This window comes from Clostridium sp. (genome assembly GCF_051656525.1).
Taxonomy (GTDB): domain Bacteria; phylum Bacillota; class Clostridia; order Clostridiales; family Clostridiaceae; genus Clostridium.
This window is the reverse complement of the sequence record NZ_JBOGCC010000290.1, coordinates 1-13,448: the sequence shown is the minus strand read 5'-3', so window position 1 is coordinate 13,448 and position 13,448 is coordinate 1. Positions and strand designations below refer to the sequence as shown.

The window sequence follows — 13,448 nt, the reverse complement described above, 5'->3', positions numbered from 1 at the left end:
ATTCCTTTTCTAAACATATGAGTAAATTTCTTATCATATAAAAGACTTTTTTCATATTCACAGTCTATAAAGTCTCCAACTAAAATTTGAGCACATTTAGTTATTCCACATGCTTTAACTTTTTCACTTATATCATCTAATGTTCCAATTAAAATTCTCTCATCTTCCCAAGTAGCTCTTTCAATAACAGCTATAGGAACATTTCTTCCATAACCACGTCTAAGCTTCTCTACAACTTTATCTATCATACTTATAGAAAGGAATAACGCCATTGAAGCTCCAATACTTGCAAGTCTTTCTAAATCTTCTGTTTCTGGCACCGGTGTTTTTCCTTCTACTCTTGTTAAAATAACTGTTTGAGTTACTGATGGAAGAGTAAATTCTTTTTTTATAGCTGATGCTGCTGCTACAAAAGAACTAACTCCTGGTACTACTTCATAAGAAATTTCAAGTTTATCTAATTCATCCATTTGCTCTTTTATAGCACCATATATTGATGGATCTCCTGTATGAAGTCTTACAATAGTTTTATCTCTATTTTTTTTCATAACTTCTATAACTTCTTCTAAAGTCATTTTAGCTGAATTGTAAATTTCTGCCTCTGCCGTGCAAAAATCCATATGTTCTTTAGCTACTAATGAACCGGCATATATAACAATATCTGCTTTAGAAAGTATATCTCTTCCTTTAACAGTAATTAAATCAACGTCTCCTGGACCTGCTCCTATAAAATAAACCATTTCTATTTACTCCTTACTCGCTAAAATTAATGACATATAATCTCTACATTTTAGTATTTCCTCTTTATCTTCTAAAATAAGTTGACCTTCACGTCCTGCACGACTTATATAAACATAACTAAATCCTTTTTCTTCTAAAAGATTTAAAACTTCTCCTTCACGCTTGTACACCTTCATTATAACTACATATTTTTCATCAGTTATTTCATGTACCTTAGTAGCTGGCATTACAGTAAGTCTATTATCTCCAACAACTATAGTTCTTCCTACAATACTAGCTGATGCACAAAAAGAAGTTATTCCTGGTACTGTTTCTACAGTAAAATTCTTTTCTTCCATTTGCTTTAAAAGATGAATATATGTGCTATATACAAATGGATCCCCTATAGTTAAAAAACTTACATTTTTTCCTTCTCTAAGCTTTTTTTCAACTAAATCATAGGCTTCTTTTACTTTAACCTCTTTATTCTTTCCACCCATAGGGAAATGTTTTATAAAAACTTCTGTTCCTTCTTTGATATATTCTTTAACTGTATTTAAAGCTATGCTTTCTCCACCTTCTGTCCCTGTTGGAGCAACTATAACCTGACTATTCTCTATAGCACGAACTCCTTTCACAGTAATAAGCTCACTGTCACCAGGTCCTACACCTATTCCATATAATTTTGCCATAATTCTATTCTCCTTTAACACATTTAACTATATAAATTGGATTTAATCCAATCATCATATAGCTTTGTCCTCTATTCTTACTTATATTTACTAAAGACACATCTAGTTTATATCCTAAAGATTTCACCTTTTCCATTGCTATATAAGAATTATTTAATGTTATAAAGTTCATAACAAGAGTTCCTGAAGGTTTTAAAATATTATGACATCTTTCAATTATTCCTTCTAAATCTCCACCAGAACCACCTATAAAAATAGAATTGAAAGTATTCTCTTCCTTTTTATATTTATCTAAAATTTCTATAGCTTCACCTTTATCTAAAATTATATTTTTACAATTAAACTTTTCTATATTTTTTTCTGTAGTTTCTATTGCAGGTAAATCTCTTTCAATAGAATAAACTAATCCTTTATTTGCTATAAGAGCTGCTTGAACAGTTATAGTTCCAGTTCCTGCTCCAACATCTAAAACTTTTGAGTCTTCTTTAAGGTCCATTTTCCATATAGCTAAAGCTCTTATATCTTCTTTAGTCATAGGACAATCTCCTCTTAAAAATTCATTATCTTTTATTAAAATCATAATTTTTCCTTTCATTGCGTAGTTTTTTAGTAATCTTTTAACGTTTATTAAATATATTTTAGTTAATATTACTTTTTCTCTATTATTTCAACCATAAGAATACTCATATCACTAAATTCTTCTTCTATAAAATCTTTTGGTTTACCAAAAACTAATTTTTCATTTTCATAAGATAGGTTTTCTCCAATATAGATAATACAATCTATATCTAAAAGGCTTTCACATAATTTATTTGGTGTATTCTTTTTATCACAAAGCCAAATACTTAATTCATTTTCTTTTATTCTCTCTATAAAAGAATCTTCTCTTGCATGCATACTTCCTGTATAAGCAAAGCTCCAAGGCTTATTTAAGCTACTTGTCATATATTGAAAAGAACTAAGTCCTGGAATAACTTTAACTTCTTTTGTTGTCTTTTTATTTATATAAGAAGATACTCCAAAAAATGTAGGATCACCTGATGCAACTACTGCAATATCTCCATTGAATTCTTCTACTCTCTTTATTATTTCTAAAAGACTTTCTAATTTTTCTTTTTTATTATTTATAAAATCCACTGCATCTATAGCTCTAGAAAAGCCTATAATTTTATCCACATTTGCTAAAGTTTTTATAGCTTTTCCAAGTATATAGTCTCTATGCCCTGGACCTATACCAACAACATAAATCATATTTTAAATTTTCCTTTTATTTTAAAATTTTTTAGGTTCTATTTAAGATTTTTCTAAAGAATTATATAGAATATTATAGGCTGAATATCCACTATACATTACAGCATGACATTTTACTTCATCATATGTATAAATAGACATTCTTTTTTTTATTTTTTCACCTATATTAAAATAAAGTTTTTCAAAACCATCACCTAGGAGTTTAACTGCTCCTTCACTTGTTTTCTCTTCCATTACTTTAGATACAAATTCTCTATCATATCCTAAAAGAAATAGTTCTAATGCTATAACCTCAAGTCTAACATCAGAAACTCTACTATGTGTATTAAAGCATCCATAAGCAACCTTACTAAGTTTACCTATATGTCCAACTAAAATTATTTCTGAAACTTTCATAGCTTTTGCCTTTTCTAAAGAGAAACCTACAAAGTTTGAAATAATAACAATTTCCTCTTCTTTAAATCCTAAGTCAATAGCACATTTCTCACCTATATTTCCAAAAGTTAAAACTATTCTTTTATTTTCCTTAGCTTTTTGTTTAATCTCTATATTAATAGATTCCTTTATAGCATCTTCAGACATTGGAACTACTATTCCCGTTGTTCCAAGTATTGAAATGCCACCTTCTATTCCAAGTCTTGGGTTAAAAGTTTTTTTAGCTATTTCACGGCCTTCAGGAACAGATATCGTTATGGAAACTCCCATTCCTTTTGGAAGAACTTCTAAAACTTCTTTTTCTATCATTTTTCTTGGAACTGGATTTATAGCATACTCGCCCTTTTGGATAGAAAGACCATCCCTTGTTACAAAACCTACACCTTCTCCACCTGTTAAATAAAATCCAGATTTTTCTTTTACTACAGTGGAAAAAATAGCTATTCCATCTGTAGCATCAATATCATCTCCACCATCTTTTAATATAGATACTGAAACATAATTCTTACCTTTTTCTATTGAATTTATTTTAAGATTTAACCTAATTCCCTTTGGAGTATCTATTTCTATAAATTCTAAATTTATATCAGGATTAAAAAGCATAACTGTAGCTGCTTTTGATGCTGCAGCAGCAGTTGAACCAGTAGTATAACCACATCTTAATTTTTTCCCATCGGCTTCAATATATAAATCTAACATTTTATCTATCTACACACATATACATTAATGCATTTACAATAGCTGCTGCTACTGTGCTACCACCTTTTCTTCCGTTTATAGTTATATACGGTATATTTAATTCATCTAAGTTTTCTTTACTTTCTGCGGCACCTACAAATCCTACTGGAACACCAATTATAAGTTTTGGACTAGCTTTTCCATCATTTATAAGCTCTTTAAGTTTAAAAAGTGCTGTTGGAGCATTTCCAAACACGAATATATCTACATCTTCATTTGCAGCTATTTCTACTGCAGCCATCGAACGAGTTATTTCTCTTTCTTTAGCTTCCTTATGAACTCTCTCTTCATTTACATAACAGATTACATTACTATTTAATTTTTTTAGAGCCATTTTATTAATACCTGATAAAGCCATATTAGTATCAGTATATATTTTTGCTCCTTTTTTTAAAACTTTAACTCCTTCTTCTATTGCAGTAGGACTTATATCTATTAAATCTTTATATTCAAAGTCTGCTGTTGTATGAATAACTCTCTTTACAATTTTTAATTCATCATCTGAAAAGTTACTCTCGCCCATTTCTTCCCCAATAATTTGGAAACTTCTATTTTCAATATCCATTGGATTTTTTATATAACTCATTTTTTTCCTCTTTTCACATTAAATTTTAAATATATAACTTTAATTTTTATAGTCGTAATATATATTCAAAAAATTTTCTATTACTAAAAAAATGGATGTGTGGGTATCCAGCAAGGGTATTGTTTTTTTCATATCCACACTGCCAAGTTTTTAATATTCCAGTATAATTTTCTTTACTTATATTAAATACTGGAGTTTCATCAATTTCTGTTTTAGATTTATGAAATTCATGACAATTTATTTTCATTCCCCTAAAATCTATTTGTGCATATCCAAAATTATTTAATTTATCAGTCATAAAAGTTTTTCCTTTAAAAAAACCAACCATTTCGTAGCCATCTATTTCTTCAGTTAAATACATAAAACCACCACATTCACCATAGCAAGAAAGTCCATTTTGAAGTTCTTTTTTTATAGAATTTAACATACTTTTATTTTTTGATAGTTCTTCTTTAAATATTTCAGGATATCCTCCACCTATATAAAGAAAATCCAAATTTTTAGGAAGGCATTTATCTTTTAATGGACTAAAATAAATTACTTCTCCAATTTTTTCTAAACACTCTATATTTTCCTTATAATAAAAATTAAATGCTTTATCAAATGCTATTCCAATTTTCTTTTTTTGTGAAATATTAAAAGTTTTAAATATATCTTTCTTTGATTTTTCTAAATTAATATCTTCAAAAGAATTTATTAACTTTGTCATATCAATATTTTTTTCTATAAGATCTGCACAAAGATCTATTTTTTCTTCTAAATCTAAAATCTCAACACTTTGAATAAGTCCTAAATGTCTAGATTTTAAATTTAATCCTTCAGTTTGTGGAATAAATCCAAATACTTCTATATTTAAATTTTCTTCAATTATTTTTTTAAGTAAAAGATAATACATTTTATTTATATTATTTAATACAATACCTTTTATATTAGCTTCTCTAAATTCTATTAGCCCTTTAAGTTCAGCACAGAAGGTTAAACTTTGTGCTTTAGGTGAAAGGATTAAAATAATAGGAGCATTATTTAATGCTTTTGAAGTACTATAGGTTGAAAATTCATCACTTATTCCTTTTCCATCATAAAGTCCCATAACACCTTCAATAATAGCAAAATCACCACTACCTCTATTAAAAGATTCTCTAAATCCCTCTTCACCCATTAAAAAAAGATCTAAGTTTCTTGAAGCTTTTCCTGTAACTTTTCTATGAAAGGCTGGATCTATATAATCAGGGCCTGATTTGAAACCCTGAATATCATATCCTCTATTTTTTAAAGCTTTCATTAACCCAAGTGTAAAAGTTGTTTTTCCACCACCACTTTTATTAGATGATAAGACTAAAGTTTTCATTTTTCTTTCCCTTCTTTGTTTCACCAACACCTTTAAATGTATCGTTAATAGTTTGATGTACTCTTTTTACATAAAGATTTCTAAAAGCTTCAATTTCTCCAAGACCTTTTAAAAAAAGATTTACTTTTATTCCTTCAGATTCTAAAATACTCTTCCAAGAATCCTCGTCATCTGATGCCATATCATTTAAAACATGATCACCACATACAACCATTAAAGGTAATAATAAAACTTCTTTTATATCTCTTCTTTTTAATCTTTTTATAACACTATCTAAAGTAGGATGACCTTCTACTGTTCCAACAAAAGCATTATTATAGCCTTCCTCTTCTAAAACAACTTGAAGGCAACTATAAGCTGAACTTGCTGGATGTGAAGTTCCATGTCCAAAAAATACTATATTTTCATTGCTATCTAAAATATCTTTTATTGAATCTATAAATAGAGAATAATCAAAATCAACTTCTTCAATTCCTTGATAATATAAAATTGGTCTTCCAACCTTTAGACTTTTAAATTTATCTTGAAAGTTAGCTTGTACATTTTTTATATAATCGAATTCTTCTCCTGGAATAATGTGAAGAGGTTGCATTATAACTTCTTCATATCCTTGTTTATATAATTTATCTAAAGTTTCCTCTGGTGTGTCTATATGTATATTATAAACATCTTTCATTTTTTTTATAATCATATGTGCTGTAAATGATTTAAAGTGATCGTATTCTGGAAATTCTCTTTTGATATCATTTTCAATTTGTTCAATTGAGTTTTTAAGAGCTTTTTGATAGCTTGTTCCAAAGCTAACAACAATAATTGCTTTTTTCATAGTATACTCCTTTAAGTTAACTTTCTTTTTTTAAAAATAAAAAAACACCCTTTTTAGGGTGTTTAAGCATTCTATAAAAAATCTAATTATTCGAAAATTAGATAAATAAAATCCCCTCCTTCCCACCGAAGTTTAGTAATTCTTTTTTATTAGGCAGGTCTCCTGACTTATGCTTCATCCTTTACTCTTCCTTCCCAAAGAAAAATCTTTAGTGGTTTATTAGAGTATTGTCAGCAAATACAGTAGCGGGGGCTGTAATGGATTTTAACCATTTTCCCTTTTAATCATATAATATTTAAATTTTAAATATTATATGCACCGAATAATTAAATATTTATTTTAAAAATATTATATCCTTTCTTAGAAATCTTGTAAAGAAAAGTGGTAGATTACTTTTTATTTAGAGTATAGTTCTTTCATAGTATTTGGACCTACAATTCCATCAGAAATAAGTTTATTTTTCTTTTGGAATTCTTTTATTTTTTGTTCTGTTAAATTACCAAAATCACCATCAGTATTATATGGAGATAAACTAAATCCTTTTTTAGTTAATCTCACTTGTATCAATTTAACTAAAGTTCCTTTATCTCCTTTCTTTATAATCTTACATGCTTTTAGTGTATTTTCTCCAAAAAGTCCATCTATTTTTAGATTAGCACCTAATTTATTTAATTCTTTTTGTAAATTTATAACCTCTTGTCCACTAATAAATTCTTCATAAAGATTTTTTTTGTCAGGAGGGACTGGTTTAGTCACTGGTGGTTTTACTGGAGAAACTGGATTTTTATCAACTCTAGTATCTAATAATATTTCAAGCTTAAATTCATTTGCATCACAAGGTGAAGTAATACCTGGAACCTTTTCTTTATCAGTATATTGAAAACCTACCCATGTATCCCAAATATTATTTCTTCCTGGAGTACTTACACCATAATGAGCAATCCATAAATTATACTTACTTAGTCTTTTATCTAATTTTGAATTAGCAAATGAAGTGTAAGTATATATAATACACTCATATCCACTTAAGTTTTTAAATTCATTTAAAAATTCTAAACATCTATCAGTAACCCCTTTAGGTCCTCTTCCCATAGTATCTATCTCAACATCTAATATTGGATAAACATGTAATTTTTTATTTTTTATAGTAGCCCAAAATGCTCTTGCTTGATCTATAGGATCAGATTTTTCACTTAAAAAATGGTATGCTCCAATTTTTAAACTTGTTTTTTTAGCTTTTTCATAATTTGTTTCAAAGTAACCATCTATAAACCCAGTACCTTCTGTAGCTTTTAATATAACAACATCATAGCCACCTTGTTCAATTTTATAAAAATCTACATTTCCTTGCCATTTACTTATATCTACACCTTTTAAATTCTTATTATCTCGCCTTTCCATAAAAATTCTCCTTTTTTCTTATTTATATAATAAATGATAAGTTTATAACTTTTGTTACTCTTTGAATAAATGAAAATAAAAAAACTTAAAGCCATTAGACTTTAAGTTTTTTTGTTAAGTTAATTCTATTGTTCCATTTTCAATATTAGCTACTTTTGTTATTTGCATATTAACCATATTTTGAAGATATATAGCATTGCTTGTTAAATAATATGTTCCAATTCTATTTGTATATCCTGATTGTTTTGTATTCATAACATAACACATATAATTAATAGCATAATTTGGTGTATGATTCTCTATATTTTGAAGATATTCTTTTGACTGAGGATCATTTGCAAATTCTTTTCCTATCTCATATGCTGCTTCAGATGTATTTTGTCCATCATTCTCTAGTTCATAACTATATCTACCATGATTTTCTTGCCATTGACCAGTTAATGTTAAATATTGTTTTAAATCTCCAGCTGCAACATCATAAGTAAAGTTTGGATTATTTATAATTTGATTTGTATTACTTGAAGTAGTTGTATTTGATTTTTGAGAAGATTCATTACTTGTTGCATTTGAATTATTTTTGTTTACTACTTCTGTGTTTTTTGTAGTAGTTGATACAGTTTGTGGTTTATTATTTGTAGTTTTTACAGCAGTAATAGTTTTAGTAGTAGGTTCTACATAAATATTAGAAATAAAACTACTATATACTTTAGGAATTATTGTATCAAAGTTACTCTCTTTATCTTTTGGATATGTTAATTTAAAAGTTATAATAGAATTTCCATTTACAATTCCACATTCATAAACTTCATTGTTTCCATTTGCAAAAGCTAAGCTGTAAGTGTTTTTTCCTAAATAATTAAATCCAATTTGGGTTAAATTAGATTTTATACTGTTATAATATGAAGTAATTCCATGTTCATTTTGAATTTTATTTAATTCTAAAGTTACTGTTCCATCAGAACTTTTTAAAATCTCTTGTCCATTTGTCACACTTTTATCTACTAAAAAGCTTGGACACTCCATTGAAATTCCATCATAATTAATATTTACATATTGAAAATTAGAATAATCTATTACATTTGGTGTTTGACTCTTAGATTTTTCAGTTGTAGTAGTACTCTTAGTCGCTGGTGCATTAGTACTTTTGGTTTGATCTACAGTTGTATTTTTTGAATTATTTTGGTTATGATCTAATGCAAAAACTGTAGTTGCACCACCAACTACTATAACTGCGGCAATAATAATGACTAAAACTTTTTTTTTCATAGTTTCTTCCTTTGCTTTCTCTTTAGTTATTTAAAATTATACCCGTCAAGGTAAACTTTTTCAATTTGCTTTTACATTAATTAATGATATATTTTTATCTTTTCAATTTAATTTCATTTTTTTCATGTTTATTTAATAAAAAATATTAATCTGCCTATAATTTATAGACAGATTAATTCGAAATTTATATTAAAACTACTTTTTCTTTTGACTTAGATTTTTTTAAAATCTCAATTTTTTCAAGATTACTATTTTCAGATACTATTCTTTTTGGTCCTACAACAGTAATATTATCTTTTTCAACAATAACTGTTCTTTCTTTTATTACTGAATCACAACCAACAATGGCATTGCTTATAATAGCATAAGGTTCGATTACTGTATTAGCTAGTATTACTGAATTTTCAACTACAGCACCTTCACCAATTTTTACACCAGATGATAGAATACTATTGTCAATACACCCATCAATTTCACATTCATCACCTAAGATACAATTTTTTATAATAGCTGTTTTGCTTATTTGACATTTTTCATATTCTGAAATATTAGCAGATGAGATTTTCCATTTATCATTTACGCTTAGCTCACATTCATTGCTTAAAAGGTCCATATTTGCTTGCCAAAGACTTTCAACAGTTCCTACATCTCTCCAGTATCCTTTAAAAGAAAATGATACCATTTTCTTTTTATCTTCAAGCATCATTGGAATAACATCTTTTCCAAAATCATGACTTGATGATTCAATTTTCTCATCATTTGTTAAATATTCTTTTAACACACTCCATGTAAAGATATAAATTCCCATTGAAGCTTTATTACTTTTTGGGAACTTTGGTTTTTCTTCAAATGAATAGATAGTACTATCTTCATTTGTGTTCATTATTCCAAATCTACTAGCTTCATCCATTGGCACTTCAAGTACTGCAATTGTAGCATCAGCATTCATTTTTTTATGGTGATCTAACATCTCTGTATAATCCATTTTATAAATATGATCTCCTGAAAGAATAAGAACATACTCAGGATTATATTTATCAATATATTCTATATTTTGATAAATTGCATTAGCTGTTCCTGTATAACAATTGTCTTTATCTTCCTCCGTATAAGGTGGTAAGAAACTTACACCAGCCTCATCTACCTTTTTTAAATCCCATGCTTCACCATCACCTATATGTCTATAAATAGCTTTTGGTTTATATTGTGTAACAACACCTACTGTATCTATTCCTGAATTTACACAGTTACTTAAAGGAAAATCAATAAGTCTATATCTTCCGCCATATGGAACTGCTGGTTTTGCTAATCTCTCAGTTAATACACCTAGTCTTGTACCTTGTCCTCCTGCTAATATCATTCCTACTATTTCTTTATTATTGTTTGTTCTCATAAAAGTCATCCCTTCCACTAATTTGTATATTATTTTCTAAAATTCTTTCATTAAAATGTTTATACGTATATTAATTATATTTAAGTTAAGTTATATATATCACTATAAGAAGAATTTTTACCCATTTAAATTTAATTTAGATTTTATTTATAATAATTTTTTATATAAATCTTTATATATATCTGCAGCTTTTTTAAAGCTATTATCAGATTTCATTGCGCGTTCAATTAACCCATTCCATTTTTCTTTTTCTTTATATAATTCTAGTGCATACATAATTATATTTTTTAATTCAAAAGATGAATAATTTTTAAAACTAAATCCATTTCCTGAATTTTCATACTTATTATAAGGGGCTATTGTATCTTTTAAGCCTCCTGTTTCTCTAACTATAGGAATTGATCCATATCTTAATGCTATAAGTTGTCCAAGACCACATGGTTCAAATCTAGAAGGCATTAAGAACATATCTACTCCAGCATAAATTCTATGTGAAAGAGCATTATCAAAAAGAATTTTAGTTCTGACCTTATCTGGATACCACATTTCTAAATTTCTAAAAAATTCTTCATACTGGAAATCTCCAGTTCCTAATATAACAAGCTGTATATTATCTTTTAAAACTTCCTCTATACTATCTCTTAATATATCTAACCCTTTTTGAGATGTTAATCTTGTTACCATCCCTAGAAGAGGAATATCTATATCAACTTTTAATCCAAGTTCTTGTTGTAATTTTATTTTATTTTGAAGTTTATCCTTTATATTATCAACTGAATAATTTTTTTCTATATATATATCCGTCTTAGGATTATATTCTTCATAATCTATGCCATTAAGAATTCCTTGAATATCAGCACCTCTACTTCTTAGTAGCCCATCTAGATTTTCTCCAAACTCTGGAGTCTGAATTTCTTCTGCATAAGTACTACTAACAGTTAATACCTTATCAGAATAATTTATCCCACCTTTCATATAACTTATACCACCATGAAATTCAATCATTCCATTATTGAATTGTTCTAAATCATAGTTAAACAACTCACCAAGCATATTTTTATCAAAGTTTCCTTGGAATAGAAGATTATGGATTGAATAAGCAAATTTAATATTTTCATAAGATTGTTTAAACTTGTACTCAAGTTTATATAAAACTGGAATCATTCCACATTGCCAATCATTACAATGAATAATATTCGGAAACCAATTTATTACATTAAGTACTTCAAGTACTGCTCTATCAAAAAATGCGAATCTCTCACCATCATCAAAAAAACCATATAAACCATCTCTATTGAAGTAGTATTCATTATCTATAAAGTAAAATGTTACATTATCTTTTCTTATCATTTCTATTCCACAGTACTGATGTCTCCAACCAACATCTACAAAAATATGTTTCAGATGTGTCATTTTTTCTTTGAACTCTAGTTTCATATCCTTATACTTCGGAATTATTACTCTTATATCATCTTCTTTGTTTTTAGCAAGTTCCTTGCTTAAAGCACCTATAACATCCCCAAGACCACCTGTTCTTATAAATGGATGTGCTTCTGTAGCTGCAAATAGTATCTTCATTATTTTTCTCCTTCATATCGTAAAATCATTCCACCCATTGGAGGAATTTTTATTTTTATTTTATATGGTAACTTATCCACTTCTTTTTCATAAGTTGTACTTTTTTCTAAATTAATTTTTCCAGAACCACCATAAATATTATTATCACTATTAAATACTTCTATATATGTTCCTTTTTTAGGAACTTCTATTTCATAATTTTCATAATATCTTGGGGTAAAATTTATTAAAACAACTAGTATTTCATTTTTTTGTTTCCCTTTTCTAATAAAACTATATATACTTTGAGTTCTATTATCTGGATCAATCCAATTAAACCCTTCTGACTCATAATCTCTAGACCAAAGTTCAGAATTATGAAGATAAAACTTATTTAAATCCTTAAAAAACCTCTGAATATTCTTATGCATCTCATACTTTTCCACTAGATGCCAATCTAACTCTTTAGTACTATTCCATTCAATAAATTGTCCAATCTCTCCACCCATAAATAATAATTTTTTCCCAGGATGTCCCATTTTATAAATCATATATGCTCTAAATCCAGCAAATTTATTGAAATAATCTCCCCACATTTTATTTACTAAAGATTTTTTTCCATGAACTACTTCATCATGTGATAATGGAAGTATAAAATTCTCATTATAATGATACGCCATTGAAAAATTCATTTTTTCATGAATATACTGTCTATAAATGGGATCATCTTCTATATAAGTTAAGGTATCATTCATCCATCCCATATTCCACTTAAAATGAAAGCCTAGCCCTTCTTCTGAGACTGGAAATGATACTTTAGGAAAAGTTGTAGATTCTTCAGCACAAAGCATTATATTAGGATATTTCTCTATAATATGTGAATTTAACTCTCTTATGAAACTAACTCCATCATAATTTATATCAGTTCCATCACTATTTTGTATCCATTCTCCATGATTTCTTCCATAACTTAAATAAATCATATTAGTAACGGCATCCATTCTAAATCCATCTATATGAAACTCTTTAATCCAATAAATAGCATTTGAAATTAAGAAACTGCGAACCTCGGGCCTACCTAAATCAAAGTTTAAAGTTCCCCAACCTTTATTATCTGCTTTCCAGCCCTCTGCATACTCATAACAAGCAGCTCCGTCAAAATAAGCTAGTCCATGACTGTCTCTACAAAAATGACCAGGAACCCAATCTAAAATAACGCCTATATTTTCTTTATG

The 13,448-nt window shown here is 27.7% G+C and carries 13 protein-coding genes and 1 riboswitch; all 13 genes read right to left on the bottom strand.

What is annotated here, in order from left to right:
* Positions 1–740 (bottom strand): precorrin-4 C(11)-methyltransferase (gene cobM / locus ACRDDY_RS14760; RefSeq protein ID WP_438565704.1); only part of this gene is annotated, 740 nt, incomplete at its 3' end.
* A 6-nt stretch (positions 741–746) separates the two neighbouring features.
* Entirely contained in the window at positions 747–1,412 is a 666-nt protein-coding gene (locus ACRDDY_RS14755; protein WP_438565703.1) for a cobalt-factor II C(20)-methyltransferase, read from the bottom strand.
* A gap of 4 nt (positions 1,413–1,416) precedes the next feature.
* Positions 1,417–1,992 (bottom strand): precorrin-6Y C5,15-methyltransferase (decarboxylating) subunit CbiT, encoded by a 576-nt coding sequence (cbiT, locus tag ACRDDY_RS14750; RefSeq protein ID WP_438565702.1) that lies wholly within the window; start codon positions 1,990–1,992, stop codon positions 1,417–1,419.
* A 68-nt stretch (positions 1,993–2,060) separates the two neighbouring features.
* Positions 2,061–2,663, bottom strand: coding sequence for a precorrin-6y C5,15-methyltransferase (decarboxylating) subunit CbiE (gene cbiE / locus ACRDDY_RS14745; protein ID WP_438565701.1), 603 nt, complete (start codon positions 2,661–2,663; stop codon positions 2,061–2,063).
* 42 nt (positions 2,664–2,705) lie between these two features.
* A complete protein-coding gene (gene cbiD / locus ACRDDY_RS14740; protein WP_438565700.1) occupies positions 2,706–3,797 on the bottom strand; it encodes a cobalt-precorrin-5B (C(1))-methyltransferase CbiD in 1,092 nt (363 codons plus the stop codon).
* Between the two features lies 1 nt (position 3,798).
* Complete coding sequence (locus ACRDDY_RS14735; RefSeq protein WP_438565699.1) at positions 3,799–4,422, bottom strand: precorrin-8X methylmutase; 624 nt, start codon at positions 4,420–4,422, stop codon at positions 3,799–3,801.
* A gap of 46 nt (positions 4,423–4,468) precedes the next feature.
* Positions 4,469–5,770, bottom strand: coding sequence for a cobyrinate a,c-diamide synthase (locus tag ACRDDY_RS14730; protein ID WP_438565698.1), 1,302 nt, complete (start codon positions 5,768–5,770; stop codon positions 4,469–4,471).
* Entirely contained in the window at positions 5,745–6,596 is an 852-nt protein-coding gene (locus tag ACRDDY_RS14725) for a sirohydrochlorin cobaltochelatase (protein WP_438565697.1), read from the bottom strand. The genes ACRDDY_RS14730 and ACRDDY_RS14725 overlap by 26 nt, the downstream gene beginning before the upstream one ends.
* Before the next feature lie 135 nt (positions 6,597–6,731).
* Positions 6,732–6,934: riboswitch (cobalamin riboswitch) on the bottom strand.
* 58 nt (positions 6,935–6,992) lie between these two features.
* Positions 6,993–7,997, bottom strand: coding sequence for a GH25 family lysozyme (locus tag ACRDDY_RS14720; protein ID WP_438565696.1), 1,005 nt, complete (start codon positions 7,995–7,997; stop codon positions 6,993–6,995).
* Positions 7,998–8,111: 114 nt separating this feature from the next.
* On the bottom strand, positions 8,112–9,263 hold the full coding sequence (locus ACRDDY_RS14715; protein ID WP_438565695.1) for a hypothetical protein: 1,152 nt from the start codon (positions 9,261–9,263) through the stop codon (positions 8,112–8,114).
* A 184-nt stretch (positions 9,264–9,447) separates the two neighbouring features.
* Complete coding sequence (locus ACRDDY_RS14710; RefSeq protein ID WP_438565694.1) at positions 9,448–10,656, bottom strand: glucose-1-phosphate adenylyltransferase; 1,209 nt, start codon at positions 10,654–10,656, stop codon at positions 9,448–9,450.
* Between the two features lie 147 nt (positions 10,657–10,803).
* Complete coding sequence (gene glgA / locus ACRDDY_RS14705; protein WP_438565693.1) at positions 10,804–12,234, bottom strand: glycogen synthase GlgA; 1,431 nt, start codon at positions 12,232–12,234, stop codon at positions 10,804–10,806.
* A partial coding sequence (gene glgB / locus ACRDDY_RS14700; protein ID WP_438565692.1) for a 1,4-alpha-glucan branching protein GlgB occupies positions 12,234–13,448 on the bottom strand: 1,215 nt, incomplete at its 5' end. The genes glgA and glgB, both read right to left, overlap by 1 nt.

Bases quoted from the DNA above. Each gene is read 5' to 3' on its own strand.
- ACRDDY_RS14735 (WP_438565699.1), bottom strand. From the start codon at position 4,422: ATGAGTTATATAAAAAATCCAATGGATATTGAAAATAGAAGTTTCCAA.
- ACRDDY_RS14720 (WP_438565696.1), bottom strand. From the start codon at position 7,997: ATGGAAAGGCGAGATAATAAGAATTTAAAAGGTGTAGATATAAGTAAA.
- cbiD (WP_438565700.1), bottom strand. From the start codon at position 3,797: ATGTTAGATTTATATATTGAAGCCGATGGGAAAAAATTAAGATGTGGT.
- ACRDDY_RS14725 (WP_438565697.1), bottom strand. From the start codon at position 6,596: ATGAAAAAAGCAATTATTGTTGTTAGCTTTGGAACAAGCTATCAAAAA.
- ACRDDY_RS14755 (WP_438565703.1), bottom strand. From the start codon at position 1,412: ATGGCAAAATTATATGGAATAGGTGTAGGACCTGGTGACAGTGAGCTT.
- ACRDDY_RS14710 (WP_438565694.1), bottom strand. From the start codon at position 10,656: ATGAGAACAAACAATAATAAAGAAATAGTAGGAATGATATTAGCAGGA.
- cbiT (WP_438565702.1), bottom strand. From the start codon at position 1,992: ATGATTTTAATAAAAGATAATGAATTTTTAAGAGGAGATTGTCCTATG.
- ACRDDY_RS14715 (WP_438565695.1), bottom strand. From the start codon at position 9,263: ATGAAAAAAAAAGTTTTAGTCATTATTATTGCCGCAGTTATAGTAGTT.
- cbiE (WP_438565701.1), bottom strand. From the start codon at position 2,663: ATGATTTATGTTGTTGGTATAGGTCCAGGGCATAGAGACTATATACTT.
- glgA (WP_438565693.1), bottom strand. From the start codon at position 12,234: ATGAAGATACTATTTGCAGCTACAGAAGCACATCCATTTATAAGAACA.
- ACRDDY_RS14730 (WP_438565698.1), bottom strand. From the start codon at position 5,770: ATGAAAACTTTAGTCTTATCATCTAATAAAAGTGGTGGTGGAAAAACA.